At 45.2% G+C, this 17,792-nt stretch carries 13 protein-coding genes; 6 read left to right on the forward strand and 7 right to left on the reverse strand.

Annotated elements, in window-relative coordinates:
- Window positions 1-224: 224 nt before the first annotated feature.
- Both QUA90_RS17495 and QUA90_RS17500 read left to right on the forward strand, forming a co-directional pair.
- A complete protein-coding gene (locus QUA90_RS17495; RefSeq protein ID WP_333446839.1) occupies window positions 225-872 on the forward strand; it encodes a sigma-70 family RNA polymerase sigma factor in 648 nt (215 codons plus the stop codon).
- Between the two features lie 112 nt (window positions 873-984).
- Complete coding sequence (locus QUA90_RS17500; RefSeq protein ID WP_242724852.1) at window positions 985-1,305, forward strand: 2Fe-2S iron-sulfur cluster-binding protein; 321 nt, start codon at window positions 985-987, stop codon at window positions 1,303-1,305.
- Between the two features lie 347 nt (window positions 1,306-1,652).
- Here QUA90_RS17500 and treS read toward each other — a convergent pair whose 3' ends face one another.
- Window positions 1,653-5,033, reverse strand: coding sequence for a maltose alpha-D-glucosyltransferase (gene treS, locus QUA90_RS17505; RefSeq protein WP_333321701.1), 3,381 nt, complete (start codon window positions 5,031-5,033; stop codon window positions 1,653-1,655).
- Window positions 5,034-5,599: 566 nt separating this feature from the next.
- On the opposite strand from treS, the gene QUA90_RS17510 reads away from it, so the two are divergent.
- Window positions 5,600-5,830 (forward strand): photosystem II protein, Psb35-related, encoded by a 231-nt coding sequence (locus QUA90_RS17510; RefSeq protein WP_006634333.1) that lies wholly within the window; start codon window positions 5,600-5,602, stop codon window positions 5,828-5,830.
- Between the two features lie 287 nt (window positions 5,831-6,117).
- Here QUA90_RS17510 and QUA90_RS17515 read toward each other — a convergent pair whose 3' ends face one another.
- The 3 genes from QUA90_RS17515 to QUA90_RS17525 form a co-directional block, all read right to left on the reverse strand.
- Complete coding sequence (locus QUA90_RS17515) at window positions 6,118-6,369, reverse strand: DUF5615 family PIN-like protein (RefSeq protein WP_332947107.1); 252 nt, start codon at window positions 6,367-6,369, stop codon at window positions 6,118-6,120.
- Window positions 6,366-6,596 (reverse strand): DUF433 domain-containing protein, encoded by a 231-nt coding sequence (locus QUA90_RS17520; RefSeq protein ID WP_333446774.1) that lies wholly within the window; start codon window positions 6,594-6,596, stop codon window positions 6,366-6,368. The genes QUA90_RS17515 and QUA90_RS17520 overlap by 4 nt, the downstream gene beginning before the upstream one ends.
- Window positions 6,597-6,678: 82 nt before the next feature.
- A complete protein-coding gene (locus tag QUA90_RS17525) occupies window positions 6,679-9,627 on the reverse strand; it encodes an AAA family ATPase (RefSeq protein ID WP_333446776.1) in 2,949 nt (982 codons plus the stop codon).
- 275 nt (window positions 9,628-9,902) lie between these two features.
- Between QUA90_RS17525 and QUA90_RS17530 the strand changes: the two genes are divergently transcribed.
- The 3 genes from QUA90_RS17530 (at window position 9,903) to QUA90_RS17540 (ending at window position 14,347) form a co-directional block, all read left to right on the forward strand.
- Window positions 9,903-11,318, forward strand: a complete 1,416-nt coding sequence (locus tag QUA90_RS17530; protein WP_333446778.1) for an MBOAT family O-acyltransferase — start codon at window positions 9,903-9,905, stop codon at window positions 11,316-11,318.
- Between the two features lie 5 nt (window positions 11,319-11,323).
- Complete coding sequence (locus tag QUA90_RS17535; protein WP_333321689.1) at window positions 11,324-12,295, forward strand: DUF459 domain-containing protein; 972 nt, start codon at window positions 11,324-11,326, stop codon at window positions 12,293-12,295.
- 276 nt (window positions 12,296-12,571) lie between these two features.
- Window positions 12,572-14,347: a hypothetical protein gene (locus QUA90_RS17540; protein WP_333446780.1), complete on the forward strand. Its 1,776-nt coding sequence runs from the start codon at window positions 12,572-12,574 to the stop codon at window positions 14,345-14,347.
- Between the two features lie 93 nt (window positions 14,348-14,440).
- Here the strand turns inward: QUA90_RS17540 and gloA are convergent, their stop codons facing one another.
- From gloA to QUA90_RS17555, 3 genes are all read right to left on the reverse strand, one after another.
- Complete coding sequence (gene gloA, locus QUA90_RS17545) at window positions 14,441-14,869, reverse strand: lactoylglutathione lyase (protein WP_333446782.1); 429 nt, start codon at window positions 14,867-14,869, stop codon at window positions 14,441-14,443.
- Window positions 14,870-14,979: 110 nt separating this feature from the next.
- Complete coding sequence (locus QUA90_RS17550; protein WP_333446783.1) at window positions 14,980-15,492, reverse strand: cupredoxin domain-containing protein; 513 nt, start codon at window positions 15,490-15,492, stop codon at window positions 14,980-14,982.
- 19 nt (window positions 15,493-15,511) lie between these two features.
- Entirely contained in the window at window positions 15,512-17,767 is a 2,256-nt protein-coding gene (locus QUA90_RS17555) for a heavy metal translocating P-type ATPase (protein ID WP_333321677.1), read from the reverse strand.
- Window positions 17,768-17,792: the final 25 nt, after the last annotated feature.

Here is a 17,792-nt window from a genome sequence, read left to right on the forward strand (position 1 = left end):
GTTAATATTAAGCACTTTAAAAACTGGTTTACAAGCTGCTGCTACTGTACTTCATAAACCTGGAATCCCCTGTATTATCTTGAAAGAGGGACAAAATGCCAGAAATACCGCTCTGCTGGCACCGCACCGCTAAAAAATGGCCCTCAACTCTGGAATGTCGATCGACAAATCGTGTAGAATCGGGCTGCACCCGCATTTATTCTCCAAACCTTTCCAGAACAATTGTGCAAACACCTAATTTTTCCGAATTCAACCATCCTGTGGTCAAATCCCTGTTTCACCACAGCGACCAGGAATTATTGACTCTGTTTCAAAACCATCCCGATCAGGGTAGGTTCTTCACGGCGATTTTTTGCCGCTACGCTCAAATTGTACACTCCCTGATTCGCCATTCCGTACGATCGCCCGTACAAGGCGATTACCTGTTTGCCCACACTTGGCTGCACATCTATCACGAACTCCGAGGCCTCGATTTGCGCCGCGAAATCCAAGAGTCTGATGGCGGAAATCTCAGTCTCCAAAACTGGCTGATTAATGTCACCGCCGTCTGCATCAATCAAGCGGAATTGCCCCCTGTTGAGTCGATTCACTACTCTTTACAATCGGCTCCGCCTCCCCTATGGTGTTACGTCAAACAAGCCTTAGAATTGTTAGCGCCGCTGCCGCGTTTAGTGGTGTTGATGGCTCAGACTTTCCGCTGGAGCGAAACTCGAATTGCAGCTTATTTGCAAGCAGAAGGCGAAGCTATTTCGCCAGCTCAGGTAAAGGCTTTACTGCAAAAAGGATATCAAACTTTAGAATCAAATTTGCCGGAGGATATTCGGGCTATTTATCTCGATGAAAATCTCGATTATCAAGAAGCAATTGTCTAGATATACACCATATAAATCCGCCCTTTCTAGTTGTAGGGGCGGGTTTTACCCGAAATATTTGCTAGGACTAACAGCATCGTAAACCCGCCCTTTCGCAAGGAATAAGAAAAAAATGGCAGTTTATCAAGTTCGGTTGGTGAATCAGGAACTTGCGCTCGATCGCACGATCGCAGTACCAGACGACCAGTATATCTTAGATATGGCAGAAGATGCCGGCATCCGCTTGCCGAATGGATGCAAGCAAGGAGAGTGTTCTGCTTGCGTTGTCAAACTGCTGAGCGGTGAAATCGACCAAAGCGAACAAAAGTTTTTGAAGCCCTCAGAATTGCAAGCTGGCTATGCTGTTACTTGTGTGGCTTACCCGCTTTCTGACTGCACTTTGTTAACTCATCAAGAACAAGTTTTATATCAAGCCGCTCTTTATTTTAAGTAATACGAAATCATTTTTTTACCATCTTTTCTTCTAGCCTCGCGGGGCGCGAAATTTGTTTGTAGAAGAGCGCATTATATTCGCCGATCAAATCGTTATCAAAGTAGATTTGGTATGGTGTCATATCGTTTCCGGTTGCATCAGAATAATAAAATCGAGTCAACAGTTAACACTCAACCATTCAGTTTTTCGACCCCGATTCAACAGTCAACAGTCAACAGTCAACAGTCAACAATCATGTATGAGTGCAACCGGAATTGATATAAGGTGCGTGACTTTCTAGCATCTCGCTGTTAATTGAGGAACTAAAAAGCCACGCACCCTAACGAGTATAGATAAACCCGCCCTTATTAATTCAGCAATTGTAGAATCCGCTGAAGCGGAATTTCCGCGAAATCTAAGCGGTAATTGAGTTCGTAGGCTAGCTCGGCAACCGCTTTTTCCAAAATGTAAGCATCCAGCAAAACTTGTAGTTCCGGTATAGATTTGGGCAAGAAACTTGCATCGGCTGCAGTCGCCAAATAACTCTTGACAAAAGTTAGGCTGACCCAGCGGTGCCAAACGTTCGCCCACTGCTGCATCTCCGGGAGATTTTCAGGGCGAATCATGCCGCTTTCTACTTCATTGCGGAGTGCCAAAGTAACAGCGTAACTTATAGATTGCAGCATTCCTGCAACATCTCGCAGGGGCGACCTCTTCATCCGCCGCTCGCTTAAGGGTCGATCGCGTTCTCCTCCGAAATCAATAATTACGAAGTCTTTACCTGTATAAAGAACTTGCCCGAAATGAAAGTCCCCGTGACAGCGAATTCTATCGGCGGTGATTCTCAAGTTCAAAATAGACTTGAAACGTTCCATGAGCAAATCTTCGCGGTTGAGGAGCTTTTGCGCCGATTTTTGTATTTCTGGCGGCAGTTTGGACAGCCGTTTTTTCAGATCCAGCAAAGTTCTTCCCGCCAGATTTCTCATGTGTTGATAGATGGAACGCTGGTAAAAGGAGGTGAAGCTTTCTGGGGCAAAAGCGGGATTTTCTGCGTCAGACGCTAAAGCGAGGTGAAGTTCGGCTGTCCGTTGACCTAAAAGCTCGGCTGATGCTAAGTAAGAGCCGATGAGTTCGCGAGCTAATGGCGGAATTTCTAGGGATAAATCCGCTACTAGCGAGTTTGGCTGTCGCTGGGTTTGTCCGGTCAAAGCGTTCGGCAAATAATTTTCCGGGGCAGTAGATAAATTCTCGCCAGAATGCTTTGCTTCTACTGTCATTACTTGCTCGAAATAGTCGCGCAGTGTGTCTAATGTATAAGACCAAGCATCTACGCTGTCGGGGATTAATTTTTGTAGGATTCCGACTGTAAGGACTTGTTGTGCTGGTGTGTGATATTCCAATGCTCCGGCAATTGGAGCATAGTGTTGGATCGAGTTGCGCTCTGTTAAAAAGCGTCCGATTTCTAATTCGGGGTTGATTCCTTCCTCGATTTTTCGCAATATTTTCAGGACGAAGCGGTCGCCGTAACCTGCGGATGTATTGCTTTGTTCTTTTTTAAACAGGTGAGGATCGAGCTGCGATAAATCTTGTTCTGAGTTGAATGAACTGTCGGCAATTCCTACCAGTTGACCTGCACCACCTCTGTAACTGCGAGAATTGCCGATCGCCCCCAGCAGCGCGCTCAGAAAACCTTTCTCCCCAGCAGCATCAAATAGTACCCCGATTTCCTTTTTGGTTTCTGGGAAGTGCAGGCGCGCGATCGCCCGATCGTCCACATCGCCTTTAATCTCTTCCCACCCTAAAGGCAAAACGTAAGTTTCCGGCATACCTTCAGTATAATTCAACCGCAAAAACAGAATGTAAACTTGAGATTCCTCTCCCGCGCTATCTTTACATTCAATCGGTACAACCTCACTTATTTCTAAAGATTGAATTGTCCTATCAGAACCGCTAAACCAGCGATTACGCCGCAAGTATCCCGGCAAAAGATTAAGCAGCATATCGCTTAACTGACTTGTAGCAAAAGCAGTTTTCCAATTACCTATGACCGCCAAAGTAGGCAAGTCTGTGGGAACACCGTGCAGCGAAAAATCTTCGTGTTTAACAGTAAGAGTAAACCAGTAAAACGTGTGAGGACTCAAACTCAAAAAGTAAGGCGAATCGCCAACAGCAGGAAACTCCGTGCGGCCGAAAATCTCCACCGGAACAGCACCTTTAAAAGGCGCCAGGTCTAATTCTGCCGTCTGGACAAAGCGTGACAAATTAGCCACTACGAGGATGTGTTCGTCTTGATAAGTGCGTACAAAAGCTAAAACTTTGCGGTTTTCCGGGTACAGAAACTCGCAAGTTCCGCGACCGAATGCTTGGAAGCGCTGCCTAATTGCAATCAGGCGTTTCATCCACCACCAAAGAGAACTCGGATTCGCCCGCTGCGCGTCCACGTTAACAGATTCGTAGTGATATTCAGGGTCAACAATTGGCGGTGCGTACAGGCGCTGCGGGTTCGCGCGGCTAAAACCGGCATTGCGATCGCCACTCCACTGCATCGGAGTTCTCACCCCGTTGCGATCGCCCAAATAGATATTGTCTCCCATGCCAATTTCATCGCCGTAGTAAAGCACCGGCGTACCCGGAAGAGACAGCAGCAAAGCATTCATCAACTCAATGCGGCGGCGGTTATTTCCCATCAAAGGAGCCAAGCGGCGGCGGATGCCCAAATTAATTCTCGCCTGAGTGTCTTGAGCATAAACCCGATACATATAATCTCGGTCTTCATCACTCACCATTTCCAGCGTCAATTCATCATGATTCCGCAAAAATAATGCCCACTGACAATTATTGGGAATATGTGGAGTTTGCTGGAGAATGTCGCTAATTGGGAAGCTATCTTCCATATGCAAAGCCATAAATAAACGCGGCATCAGCGGAAAATGAAAGTTCATGTGACATTCATCCCCATTAGCGTAATATTCAACCGCATCCTCCGGCCACTGATTCGCCTCAGCCAGCAGCATCCGGTTCGGGAATTTCTCATCTACGTGCTGCCGCAATTGCTTCAGGAATAGGTGAGTTTCGGGCAGGTTTTCGCAGTTAGTACCTTCGCGCTCGTACAGGTAAGGCACCGCATCCATTCGCAGTCCGTCTACTCCCAGTGCCAACCAGAAATCTACTACATCTAAAATGGCTTGGCGGACGGCGGGATTGTCGTAATTCAAATCGGGTTGGTGGGAATAAAAACGGTGCCAGTAATAAGCTTTTGCTACCGCATCCCAAGCCCAATTAGATGTTTCAAAATCTTGGAAAATAATCCGAGCATCTTGATATTTTTCCGGCGTGTCACTCCACACATAAAAATCTCTTTCGTTACTGCCTTTCGGGGCGCGACGCGCTCGCTGAAACCAAGCGTGCTGGTCGGAAGTGTGGTTAACAATTAACTCAATAATGACCCTAATTCCCCGTTGGTGCGCTGCTTCTAAAAGGTCTTTAAAGTCCTCTAATGTGCCGTAAATCGGGTTGACCGTAGTATAGTGAGATGTATCGTAGCCGTCGTCTCGGAGCGGTGAAGGAAAAAATGGCAGTACCCAAATTGCTGTTACTCCCAAGTTTTGCAGGTAATCCAGTTTTTCTGTGAGTCCTCTAAAGTCGCCGATCCCGTCTGCATTGCTGTCGGCAAAAGCCCGAACTGGTACTTCGTAAATAATCGCGTCTTTGAACCACAAGGGGTCGTCATTTAACATTGAGTTGGGCATGATTTGTAGCGATGATTGGTAATTAGTAATTTGTACTTAAAATTTGGTAATTGGGATTTGTTAGTTCCCATCCAAACCGATAAATCATAACTCATAATTTGACCGCAATTCCTCATGCCAGCGGCAGACTTTTAATCGTAATTTATTAACGCAAAACTTATAATTTCTTAACTATAAAATCTCAAAAATCTGTTTTGCTATTTCGGATACAGTTCACAATCCGGGTACTGTGCTAGCTACCGATGGGCGGTAGCTAGCACAGTACCAAGGCGTGTCAACTTAAGCCTGAAACCCCTCTGTATCTCTCGCTGCTAGCCCAGTCTAGATCCCCCTAAATCCCCCTTGATAAGGGGGACTTTGAGAACACTCTTGTTCCCCCCTTATTAAGGGGGGCTAGGGGGGATCGAGCCCTTGTTGACACTAAGCGCACCCTACAGACTCAGGATTAGGTGCGGTATTTACTACCTGCCGGACGGTTGCCACGACATTACACTACCTTGACGTTTATTAATAATTTTCGTTACATTAGTTTACATAAAGCAACAAAAGTTAAGGAAAAAGCAAAAATGACTATTGTAATCGCTCTTTTAATCGTCGGTTGGGTCGCGGCCTCAGTAATTGGCACTCAAGCATATTTCCTGGGCGAACAGTCAAAGCCCATCCACGAGCGGAATTGGAACGATGAATCTTTTGAACAACTGGCAAAATCAGTGACGGGAACAGAAATTGATTACCGCGTTCGCGTTCCCGCCTACAGCATGGATGCTTACGGCAGCCGCACGATGAGCAATTCGTAATATTAAGTAGCAGGCTTGACTATTTTCAAGAACAGGCAAGATGCCTGTTGCACAAGCAGATTAATTTTTTGTGGAACAGGCAAGATGCCTGTTCTTAATTTTTGAATGACAGGCAAGATGCCTGTTCCACAAGCAGATTAATTTTTGTGAAACACGCCCTAAATAATTATCGAAGTGTAATCGGCAAAATTCTCACCCTAGAGCGCGTTTCATCCACAGAAATGAACGCCCCCGACTCAATTTGTGGCTCAAATTGATGGCACACTTCCACAATCAAACTCTCTATATTAGCAGGCAGCACGTCTTGAATACGGACTTGAATGACACGCTAGAGCATCAGCTTGGGTTGCGGCCAGCAGTGCGCCAAAATCTAAATCATGAGTGAATACGGCATAGTCATTTACTCGCGCCCACTCCATAATAACGCGATCGGTGGCACGAGGATCGCCGACTGTAGACCAATGAAGAGACTCTATTCCGTATTTAGTAAATACGACAGTCCATTCAGGTGACAGGTTCATATCAATCAAAATTTTCACGCTATTTTGATAGGAATTTCTACTTCTTCAACTCGCCACGCTGCATAGGCAAGCGCTTCATATATATCTGCTTCTTCCAGGTAGGGATAAGCCTGCAAAATGCCTGACGGTAAGTGTCCCGATGCCATCAGTCCGACTATAGTACCCACAGTAACTCGCAAGCCACGAATGCAGGGTTTTCCTCCCATTACTTCGGGATTCAGAGTGATTCTAGTTAGTTGTTTCATGATTTTAAACTACCAGGATTTCTGGGACAAAAGAAGATTAATTTTGGGTGGAACAGGCCAGAAAGCCTGTTCCTAAATGCAACTACAAACTGTTACCTACTAGCGCGGGGAGAGAGTCTTTTTTGCGAAATTGCAAAGAGTTATTTTCACAGTCGATCGCAATTGTATCGCCCTCAACAAACGCATTTTCCAGAATCTTGTTAGCCAGCGGGTTTTCCAGCTCCCGCTGGATGGCGCGTTTCAAGGGACGAGCGCCGTAAACCGGGTCGTAACCGACATCTGTGATATGGTTTTTCGCCGCATCGGACAGTTCCAAAGTAATTTTTTGCTCGGCCAACAAACGCTCGATCCGCTTGACTTGAATGCTGACAATTTGCCGCAATTCGACCTTGCTCAAAGTGTGGAACAAAATTATCTCGTCCACCCGATTGAGAAATTCGGGCCGGAAGTGCGATCGCAGCGCTGTCATCACCCGTTTTAACATCTGTTCGTACTCTTGGTCTGTCTCCCGGTCTTGAGTCAATAAATTTTCATTTTCACTCTTGTTTTCAGTCTTGTTTTCACTCTTAGTTACAGTATCACCATCAACTCGCTGAGCCGACACCTCAACAGTACCATCGGCAGCCACTTTATAATCTGTCTTTTGACTTGACAAATCTTTCGTTTCCTGCTTCCGATTAGCAGGTTTTTTGACGGTTTTTTCCTTCTTAGTAAACACGTCTAAAATGTGGTCGCTGCCGATATTGCTAGTCATCACAATTACGGTATTTCTAAAGTCAACCACTCGACCTTGAGAATCGGTAATTCTGCCGTCATCCAACACTTGCAGCAAAATGTTAAATACGTCCGGGTGCGCTTTTTCCACTTCGTCAAACAGCACTACCGAATAAGGATGTCTCCGCACTGCTTCGGAAAGTTGTCCGCCTTCGTCGTAACCGACATATCCGGGAGGAGCTCCTACCAACCGGGAAACGCTGTGCTTCTCCATGTATTCCGACATATCGATGCGGACGATCGCATCATCGCTGTCAAACAAAAACTCCGCCAACGCCCGCGCTAACTCAGTTTTGCCGACGCCTGTGGGGCCCATAAACAAGAAAGAGCCGATCGGTCTTCCGGGGTCTTTCATACCCGCCCTAGCGCGCCGAATTGCCGCCGCCACGGCTGTTACAGCTTCCTCTTGACCGATGACTTTTTGGTGCAAGTGTTTTTCCAATTGCAGCAATTTTTGGCGTTCCGATTCTAACAACCGGTTAACCGGAATCCCTGTCCATTTAGCGACAATTTCCGCAATATCGCCCTCAGTAACTTTTTCGCGCAGCAGGGAAGAACCTTGAGCTTGCTGTTTCAACAGTTCCGCTTCTTTCGCTTCGCGATCGCGCACGGCAGTTTCCAGCTTGCCGTACTTTAACTGGGCGGCTTTATTCAAATCGTAAGCCCTTTCTGCTTGTTCGATTTGCACTCGCAATTGGTCTTCTTCTGCTTTCAATTTATTGATTGCATCCAACAACTGCTTTTCGCCCAACCACTGAGAGGACAATTTTTCCTGCTTGACTTTTAAAATGTCAATCTCCGATGTGATGCGTTCGACGCGGAAGCCGAGCCCAGGGGCGAGAGCACCTTTTCCTTCGCCTTCGATCGACAATTTTTCCATTTCCAACTGCATCACCCGGCGGTCGATTCCTTCCAATTCCACAGGTTTAGAGGTAATCTCCATTTTCAAGTGGGCGGCCGCTTCATCTACCAGGTCGATCGCCTTGTCCGGCAAAAAGCGATCGGAAATATAGCGGAAAGACAAAGTTGCAGCAGCTACCAGGGCCGAATCAGTAATTTTTACCCCGTGGTGGCGTTCGTAACGGTCTTTCAATCCGCGCAAAATCGAAACAGTATCCTCAACGCTGGGTTCGCCGACAAATACTTGTTGAAATCGGCGTTCTAGGGCTGGATCTTTTTCAATATTCTTGCGGAATTCGTCGAGAGTTGTAGCGCCGATGCAGCGCAATTCGCCTCTCGCCAACATTGGTTTTAACAAATTTCCCGCATCCATTCCCGAACCGGAACTGCCACCGCCGCCGGTGCCGACAACCGTGTGCAATTCGTCAATAAATAGGACAATTTGCCCGTCGGAATCGATGACTTCCCGCAGGACAGACCGCAATCGTTCTTCAAATTCGCCCCGGAATTTTGCCCCAGCAATTAAACTGCCCATGTCGAGGCTAAATAGCTGGCGATTTTTCAAAGATTCCGGTACGTCACCGTTGACAATTCGCTGGGCTAAACCTTCGGCGATCGCAGTTTTTCCGACTCCGGGATCGCCAATTAACACTGGATTGTTTTTTTGACGACGGGAAAGAACTTGTACCACGCGGCGGATTTCCTCGTCGCGGCCGATTACTGGGTCGAGTTTGCCGGCTTTGGCGGCTTCTGTCAAATCGCGGCCGTACTTGCTGAGGGCGTCGGAGTTAGCTTCGCCATCTTGATCTTGGGCTTTAGCGTTGCTGCGGCTGCCTTTCGTTTCGGAATTTTTTTCTTGGGCTTTAGCAGTGGCGCGGAAAGATTTGATTGCTTCTTCGAGTTTTGGTCGATCGAGTGTACCGGCTGGGGGTTTGCGATCGTAACCTGGGCGGCCCGGCGGCCCGTCGCCTTTTGTCAGCAACCTGCGGCCGACTCGTTCGTCTTCTACTAAGCCAATTAATAAATGTTCAACGGCGATAAAATTATCTTGCCAAGTCGCCCTGGTGGCCTCGGCAACATCTAACATCACTTCTAAGCCGCGACCGAGGTATAGTTGGTCAGCGTTAGCAACTCTGGGCTGTCGTTTGGCAAAAGCATCTAACTGCTGGGCCAAGCGGGGGGCATCGACTCCAGCTTTGCTGAGAATGCTGTTGGCCTGGCCTTGCTGTTCGAGAAGGGCGATGGCTAAATGTTCAACCTCTAGCTGCTGATTGGCAAAGCGGCGGGCTACATCCTGGGATTTGACAATGGCTTCCCAGGCTTGATCTGTAAATTTGCTAGGGTCTGTTGGCTGCACGTTGGTTCCTCGCAATCAAGGGGATTCCTGTTGTTATCCGTTAATACATCGTCTCACAACCATCATAATCTTTAAACAGGATTATTAATTTATGAGTGCGGTTAACTAAGGCGGAAGTTGTGGCCTAATTGACCTGTTGCAAAAGCTTACACTCCGCAATCCACCCCGAAATTTGGTGCGTTCAGACCGACTCTGGCGATACCCTTGGGGATAGGTTCGCTAGCCGTACTTATAAAAATATTGCCAGAAACAAGATTTTTTATCGGCTGAGACTTATGCTATTTCCCACTTACCAATTTCTAGTTTTTTTCCTAATTATTTTTAGCCTGATCGTCTCTGTGAAACCCCAAGTCGATTTGTATAAAATTGTCTTGTTAGTTGCGAGTTTATTATTTTATTCGTTTTGGAGTTTTGACTTTCTCTTGCTCCTCATTTTCTCTACATTCTACAATTATATCATTCTCCGGGTTCTCTGCAAGAGTAAGTATAAAAAATTTGCTTTAATCTCCGGTCTAATTTTCAACATTGGCTATCTAGGCATCTTTAAATATTGCAACTTCTTTGTAACTTCCTTATTTGAGGTACTGAATCAGCTACAAATTCCAGCCAACTTTCCAGTTTTGCAAATAATTGCCCCCGTCGGCGTGTCTTTCTATACTTTTAGAATGATTTCTCATTTAATCGACTGCTACCAGCAAAAAATCCCTTGTCCGAAATTTGTAGACTATGCCGCCTACATTACCTATTTTCCGCAAATTGCCTCCGGGCCAATCTCGCGAGCTCGCGAATTTTACTTGCAGCTAAATTCACAGGAAAAATACGACTATAAAATTGAAGAAGTTATAGTTTTGATTTTGTCTGGACTATTCAAAAAATATACTTTAGCCAGCTTTTTGTTTAACTTCACTGACTTGCCCTTCAAAGTCCCCCAGCAGTACAGCAGCATCGATTTAATCCTCGCGGCAATTTCCTATTCCTGTTTGATTTACGTAGATTTCAGCGGCTACTCGGATTTAGCCAACGGCATCTCCTGTTTGCTGGGTTTTAAACCCATTGCTAACTTTAATATGCCATACCGATCGCTCAGCCTGCAAGAATTTTGGAAACGGTGGCACATCAGTCTTTCCGAGTGGCTGAGGGATTACGTTTACTTTCCCTTTGGTGGCAACAAATACGGCAAGTTGAGAAAGTACCTAAATCTATTTTTAACAATGGCGATCGGCGGATTGTGGCACGGCGCCGGTTTAAACTTTATTTTCTGGGGAGCAATTCACGGTTTAGGATTAATTGTCAACCATTTATGTAAAGATATCCCCCAAGCTATCCACTTTAAATTAGACTATGCCTTTCCCCGATTTGCTAAATTTTGCAGTTGGTTGTTAACATTTAGTTTTGTTACTTGTAGTTGGGTATTTTTCGGCACTCCCAACTGGGAAACTGCGGTGAGTTTTTTTGAAGGAATTGTCAATCCTGCTGTAGCCACTTTTCAATTTAACTTTTGGCAATTGTATTTAGTAATTGCAGTCATTGGCGCGATCAACTTGTGGGGCGATCGCATCGCCAAAATATTGCAAACCGTATTGTCCTTAAAAAACATTTTCTTTCGGGTTGTCTTAGTTTCGCTGCTCGTGTATACTATCTTGATGTTGGGGCCAAGTACCGTTCCGCCTTTTATTTACTTTAATTTTTAAGAAATATGAAAGACCGGGAATTTTTGCTAATTGTTACTTCTGTCATTCTCACTTTAATATTTTCCAATTTATCATTATTTCTGAAAAGCTTCGCTTCCACTCCTTTCGCCAGTCCAGAAATTAAACAAGCCGCGCGCCAGATTGAAATAGACGGTTTCCGAAAATCCGAACAAGATTTTTGGAGCAAAATTAAAGATATTAACTTCGATACCATCCCCAAAGAATCAGAACTTCCTCCTGTCAAAACCGAAACAAAAACTGCCGTTCAACCCCCAAAGCCTGCTACTGCTAAAAAACCCACTCCAGCTAAACCCAAACTGACCATACCTTATCGCAAATTTTTATTTATTGGAGATTCCGTAATGTTCGACTTAGGAATTCAACTCCAGTACACTCTTAAGAAAAAATACAATATCGCCGATACCAAAATAGACTATAAGGTCTCGACTGGATTAAATCGGATAGATTATTATGATTGGTATGCCAGAACTAGCCAAATTTTTAATAATTACCAGCCGGATGTAGTGATAGTTTTGTTCGGAGCAAATGACCGTCAAAATATTATTGATTCTCAAGGAAAAGGCCGCGCTGTCCTGACCAAGGAATGGCAAAAAGCTTATCAAGAAAGAGTTGAAAGATATGCCAAGTTACTGGATTCGTCATCCGTCAGAAAAGTGTATTGGGTCGGTCAATCGATCCCTAACAAATCTTCGTATCTAAAAGCTTTTCCCATCATGAACGATATTTATAAAAATGCCAGCAAATCTTCATCCAAAATCGAATTTATTTCTACTTGGGAGACATTTGCACAAGCAGGAAAATTTGTTCCAGTAGTTGCTAATAAATCGGGTAAGCGAGGCTATGTTAAAAATAATGACGGCTTGCACTTTACCTCCCACGGAGCTCAAATTATCAGCGACTTAATCGTTGATCAAATGGTAAGCGACAAAATATTAAAAGCCCCAACCAAAAAATAACTATATTAGGTTGGGTTTCGTTGCCCAACCTATACTTTGGACATTTGACCAATTATTGCTAAATAATATATTTAGTTCGGGGTTCATATTGGCTTTTATTAACTAGCTTTATAGGGAAAATCTAGGCTTGAGTTATAATAAACTTCCTCGTGAAACCGGGTTTCAAATTCCCTATGCGTCCAGGAAGAATATTGACAAAAAGCAGCAGTAGATGTAAAATTGAAGTGAGCATCAAACAACAGCGTCAAGATATAGTAATTGTCATCGCGACAAATTATGACGAGCAATGTGTGGAAACTCGATCGCACTAACATCCCTGAGTCAAGGGGGTGCAGCGGCACAGCACTAATCTTCCTTCTCACTAAATATACTCAACCTTGGCAAAGAATAAACCTAGTTGAAAAATTCCTGCAACAGTGCGGCATCGAGCCTTTTGCTGAAGTTTTGGGCGTACCCAACAGCGGAATATTCAGAGAAAATATACCGCAAGCCGTCAGAAAACCGCATCCGAATTTGCTGTTTCGGGCTTTGGCAATTCAGGCATTGGGGAAGGTACGAGAGGGGCTGATATCAAGTGAGAGAGAAGCTAGAGCAAGTGATTTTAGCAAAAATCTGCTGGCGGCGTTAGAACAGGAAGCGCGAGGGGGAGTGACTCCTTTAATTCGGTGGTCTGGGGCTGTTAGTATTAAGTCAATTTGGTTGGATGAAGCAGGGCAAGGGCAAGGCAAGGAAGGTGCTGTCAATTCCACAATCAATGCAGAGGAAATTGAGCGACGGGTTGTAGAAGAGCAAATTCAACTATTAGCAAGCAACAAATTTGCTTTAGGTGACAGCAGCAGACATGACAGCCACAAGGAATATGAGAATTGTCTCGATTTTTGGGTGTACGGCCCTAGCTGGCTGCTGCCCATTCTGCCAATGGATTGCGAAGAATATCTGTTTTGGATCGATCGAGTATTTGCTGCGATCGCACTTACGGGCCCGTACAAATTGAATGCTGAAAACGATGCAGCGGTAACAAACTTTTTGGAAGTTGCAGAAAATAATTTTAATGACTGGGAATTCTCTAAAATACTTGCCAAAATTTTTGAGTTCCTGCACCACCCGGAAGCGAAAGTCAAAAATCTAGCTACAATTATTTTAGAACCTTACAAAGATAACCTAGACCGAAAATCGGCGCAGATTATGACAGCGCTTGTATATAAATTTAATGTAAAATATCAGCCCTTAGAATGTCTGACTCTTCCCGAAATAGAAGAGTACAAAGCGTCTCTGTATTTCGGTAAAATGGAAATTGACGACTTGTATGGTGAGGCTTTGTCGCTGTGTGGCGATCGGGATGTCGAACTCGCAAGTTTATTGTCAGCTAAACAAAGGGAATCCCAAAATACTCTAGAGGAGCATATCAACAATCTCAGCAAGTTAGTTAAGTCAATCATAAATTGCCAGAGCTTGTTAGATGCTAATAGGGAACTTTTGTATTTGACTGTAGATCGGCTGGAAAAATGGGATTACACTCTAGACAATAAACTGGCGGCGCACCGCAAACAAATCCAAAACCTGAGCTTGGATAAAAGTACATCCGAGCAGTGCATAAACCTGGACAATGAACTCAATTATATCAGAGATGCTTTGCAGTATACTTTGTATGAAATCACCTCAAATATTAACAGCCAAATTAGAGAGTTAGAACTTTCTGCGTCCAAAAATAGCAAGACTGCAACAGATATGTTTAAGTGGACGTGGCTATTATTCAGGGTGGGGTTTTCAGTAGGGCTGTTTTTGTATTTATCGGATTTAGTGATTAAGTGGATATTCGCAGTCAGCTACACAAGCGAATTTCTAGTTTATTGGACTATTTTATTTAGTGTGATAGTAGTATTTTTGTTAGTATTATCTGTATTTTTTTCTGGGATCGCTGCTTTAGACCAGCGCCGAGAATCTAAATTAATTCCAAAATTTGATAGCTTAAGCCAAATAGGGAGCAGTTTTTCTATATTGTGGCAAAAAATTTATTTGCAGCAGTTTGTCCCGTCGGTGCGATCGAATTAAAAGTTTCAGTTGACAGTTGACAGTTGACAGTTGTCCAAAGGAAAACGGAAGAGGGAAGATAGTTTTTCCTTCCCCTTCCCCCTCTTAAGAAAGTTAGGATGCGGTTGTTGCTGCTACTTTATGGGTGTTGCTACCTTGATTTTCCAGTTGAATTAATTCAACTTTATATCCATCTGGATCTTGCACAAAAGCGATGACAGTTGAACCGTGCTTCATCGGGCCGGGTTCCCGAATAACTTTACCGCTGCGGGCTTTAATTTCTTCGCAAGTACCGTAAATGTCGTCAACGCCGATCGCAATATGACCGTAAGCATCACCCAAATTGTACTCTGTGACGCCCCAGTTGTATGTTAACTCCAAAACTGTAGTGTCTGATTCCTCGCCGTAGCCAACAAAAGCCAGAGTAAATTTACCGTCTGGATAGTCCTTTTGCCGCAGCAATTTCATGCCCAGAACCTCGGTGTAAAATTTGAGGGATTCTTCCAGGTTGCCGACTCGGAGCATCGTGTGTAGTAGTTGCATTTAGCTCACTCCAAATTTTTTAAGCTTTCATCTATTTTAGCGATTTCTTGCTGAAAAAACTCGCGCCTCAACCGTCGCAGTTGCCGCAGGTTGATAACTGTCTATTTGATTTAGCTTTTTACTTCCACCACACCCCGAAACATATTCATGCCGCAAGTAAATAGGTATCGTCCAGGTTTTTGAGGGGTGAATTCAACAGCCGTTACCTGATTTAGAGGTAATTCTCGCACAATGTGAAAATCTGGTAACAACACTTTTTCAAGACAACTGTTGGGATCGCGCCTCAAGAAATTGAGCCTGACTAATTGACCTGCTTTCACAACTACAGTGGCAGGCTCATAACCCCCGTCTACAGTAATAGTCAACTCTTGTATCCCCTGAATATATTCAGCTTGCTGCCCTTTAGCTTTACTGAACAAAAACCACCACAATTCCAAACCAATTAATGTCAAACCACCTATTGTGACGCCAACTTTTAAACCTAGTGGCTGTTCAATGCTGCGGAATTTAGTTGTTGAAGTAGAATGCTGGACGGGAATTTGGGAAGCTTGAACTCCCGATGCCATTCCCATCACAAGTCCTAAACTCGCGAGACTTCCCCAAATTTGACTAGGCTGTAACATTTTTCTAATTCCTCCAAATTTATGCACTAGATTTGGCTTGAAAATTCCGCAATCGCAAAGCATTAGTAAGTACAGAGACTGAACTGAAAGCCATTGCTGCACCGGCGATAATTGGATTGAGCAGCCAGCCAAAAATGGGGTACAAAATGCCCGCCGCGATTGGTATTCCAGCGATGTTATAAATAAACGCAAAAAACAGATTCTCGCGGATGTTCCGCATGGTGGCACGGGAAAGTTTAATTGCTGTAACTATGCCTTGCAAATCTCCTGAAATTAAGGTAATGTCGCTGGCGGCGATCGCCACATCTGTGCCGGTGCCGATCGCAATTCCCACGTCTGCTAAGGCCAAAGCCGGTGCGTCGTTAATCCCATCTCCCACCATCGCGACAATTTTTCCTCCCCGTTGCAGGGCTTGGATTTGAGCTGCTTTTTGGTCGGGTCTAACTTCCGCAAAAACGCGAGTAATGCCCACGGATTGGGCGATCGACTCCGCAGTCGCGCGGTTGTCCCCCGTCAGCATCGCCACCTCTAAACCGAGTTTTTGAAGTGCTTTCACCGCCTGCGCTGACGATGGTTTGAGAGCATCCGCAATGCCCAGAATTGCCTCTATTTTGCCTGCTACAGCCATCCAAACAACCGTTTTGCTCGCAGCTTCCAAAGCTCTCGCGCGCAGTTCCAGATATTCAGTATCGCAGCCTAGTTCCTGCATCCACCTCAGCGTTCCCAGGGCGATCGACTTTCCGCCTACAACCCCGCGCACGCCACTCCCGGCGATCGCCTCAAAATCCTTAACATCCGTCAAATTAACCTCTTGAGATTGAGCATATCTAACAACAGCTTCCCCCAAAGGATGCTCCGAATTTCGCTCTACAGACGCCGCCAATTGCAGCAACTTTAACTCATTGCTATTCTCCGTTCCTTTAATTGTCACAAAATCAGTTACAGTCGGCTTGCCTTCTGTGAGAGTTCCCGTTTTATCTAATACGATAATTTGGATTTTATGAGCCAATTCTAAACTCTCGGCTCCTTTAATTAAAATCCCATTTTCTGCACCTTTACCAGTTCCCACCATCACAGCAGTCGGAGTCGCCAAACCCAAAGCGCAGGGACAGGCAATAATCAGCACTTCCACCATTGTCACTGTGGCTAGAGTGAAGTTTCCCGTCGCGTTAAACCAGATAAGAAAAGTAGCTAAAGCGACGGCAATTACTGTGGGAACAAACCAACCAGTCACTTGGTCTGCTAACTTTTGGATCGGTGCTTTTGACCCCTGTGCGTCCTGCACCATCTTGACAATTTGAGCTAAAAATGTATCTTTACCAACTCTTGTCGCCCGAAACTTGAAGCTGCCAGTTTTGTTAATTGTGGCTCCGATAACTTCGTCGCCAAGCTGCTTTTTGACAGGCAAACTTTCTCCCGTAACCATTGCTTCGTCTACTGTGGAAGAGCCTTCAATAACATCTCCGTCTACCGGGATTTGCTCTCCCGGCCGCACCTGCACGATGTCGCCAATTTCCACTTGGGCGATCGGCACTTCCAACTCTTCCCCGTTGCGAATTATCCGAGCAGTTTTTGCTTGCAAACCCATGAGTTTGCGAATGGCCTCCGAAGTCTCTCCCTTCGCCCGATTTTCTAGGGTTTTCCCCAACAAAATTAAGGCGATAACGCTGGCTGCAACTTCGTAGTAAACGCCAGAATTTAAACCTTTGGCTGTGAATAAACCTGGGAAAAATGTCACAAATACAGAATAAAAGTAAGCAGCACTGGTACCCAAGGCAATCAAGGTATCCATTGTCGCCACCCGCCGTTTTAGGGATTTCCAAGCTCCCACATAAAACGATTTCCCGCACCAGAATTGTACGGGGGATGTCAGGGCTAATTGCAGCCAATAATTGTGCAGCCACGCGGGAATAAATGGCAGGTGCAAGCCGGTCATGGCTGGAATAGCGCCCACAACTAGCAGGATGCTGATGATACCTGCTGTCCAGAGTTTCCGCTGCAAGGTTTGAGATTCAGATTTGCGATCGGCTTGTTCGGAATCATCCTCTGGCGCCGCCATTTCTTGAAGCGGCAAAGCTTGGTATCCCGCATCATCAACCGCCGATTGAATTGTTTCTAAGTTGGTTTGCTTGGAATCGTATTGGATGGTTGCTTGTTCCATCCCAAAATTGACATGGCACTCAATTACGCCGGGAACAGATTGAATTGCTTGTTCGATAGATGAAGCACAAGAAGCACAACTCATGCCCCGCAATTTAAGTGTGAGATTGTCCATAGATGCCATCCTCAATGAGACATTT

It is taken from the genome of Microcoleus sp. D3_18_C4 (assembly GCF_036702355.1).
Lineage (GTDB): Bacteria > Cyanobacteriota > Cyanobacteriia > Cyanobacteriales > Microcoleaceae > Microcoleus.

Coding starts and splice junctions, on each gene's coding strand:
- gloA (WP_333446782.1), bottom strand. CDS start 14,869: ATGCAACTACTACACACGATGCTCCGAGTCGGCAACCTGGAAGAATCC.
- QUA90_RS17510 (WP_006634333.1), top strand. CDS start 5,600: ATGACTATTGTAATCGCTCTTTTAATCGTCGGTTGGGTCGCGGCCTCA.
- QUA90_RS17520 (WP_333446774.1), bottom strand. CDS start 6,596: ATGAAACAACTAACTAGAATCACTCTGAATCCCGAAGTAATGGGAGGA.
- treS (WP_333321701.1), bottom strand. CDS start 5,033: ATGCCCAACTCAATGTTAAATGACGACCCCTTGTGGTTCAAAGACGCG.
- QUA90_RS17550 (WP_333446783.1), bottom strand. CDS start 15,492: ATGTTACAGCCTAGTCAAATTTGGGGAAGTCTCGCGAGTTTAGGACTT.
- QUA90_RS17530 (WP_333446778.1), top strand. CDS start 9,903: ATGCTATTTCCCACTTACCAATTTCTAGTTTTTTTCCTAATTATTTTT.
- QUA90_RS17535 (WP_333321689.1), top strand. CDS start 11,324: ATGAAAGACCGGGAATTTTTGCTAATTGTTACTTCTGTCATTCTCACT.
- QUA90_RS17540 (WP_333446780.1), top strand. CDS start 12,572: ATGACGAGCAATGTGTGGAAACTCGATCGCACTAACATCCCTGAGTCA.
- QUA90_RS17500 (WP_242724852.1), top strand. CDS start 985: ATGGCAGTTTATCAAGTTCGGTTGGTGAATCAGGAACTTGCGCTCGAT.
- QUA90_RS17555 (WP_333321677.1), bottom strand. CDS start 17,767: ATGGACAATCTCACACTTAAATTGCGGGGCATGAGTTGTGCTTCTTGT.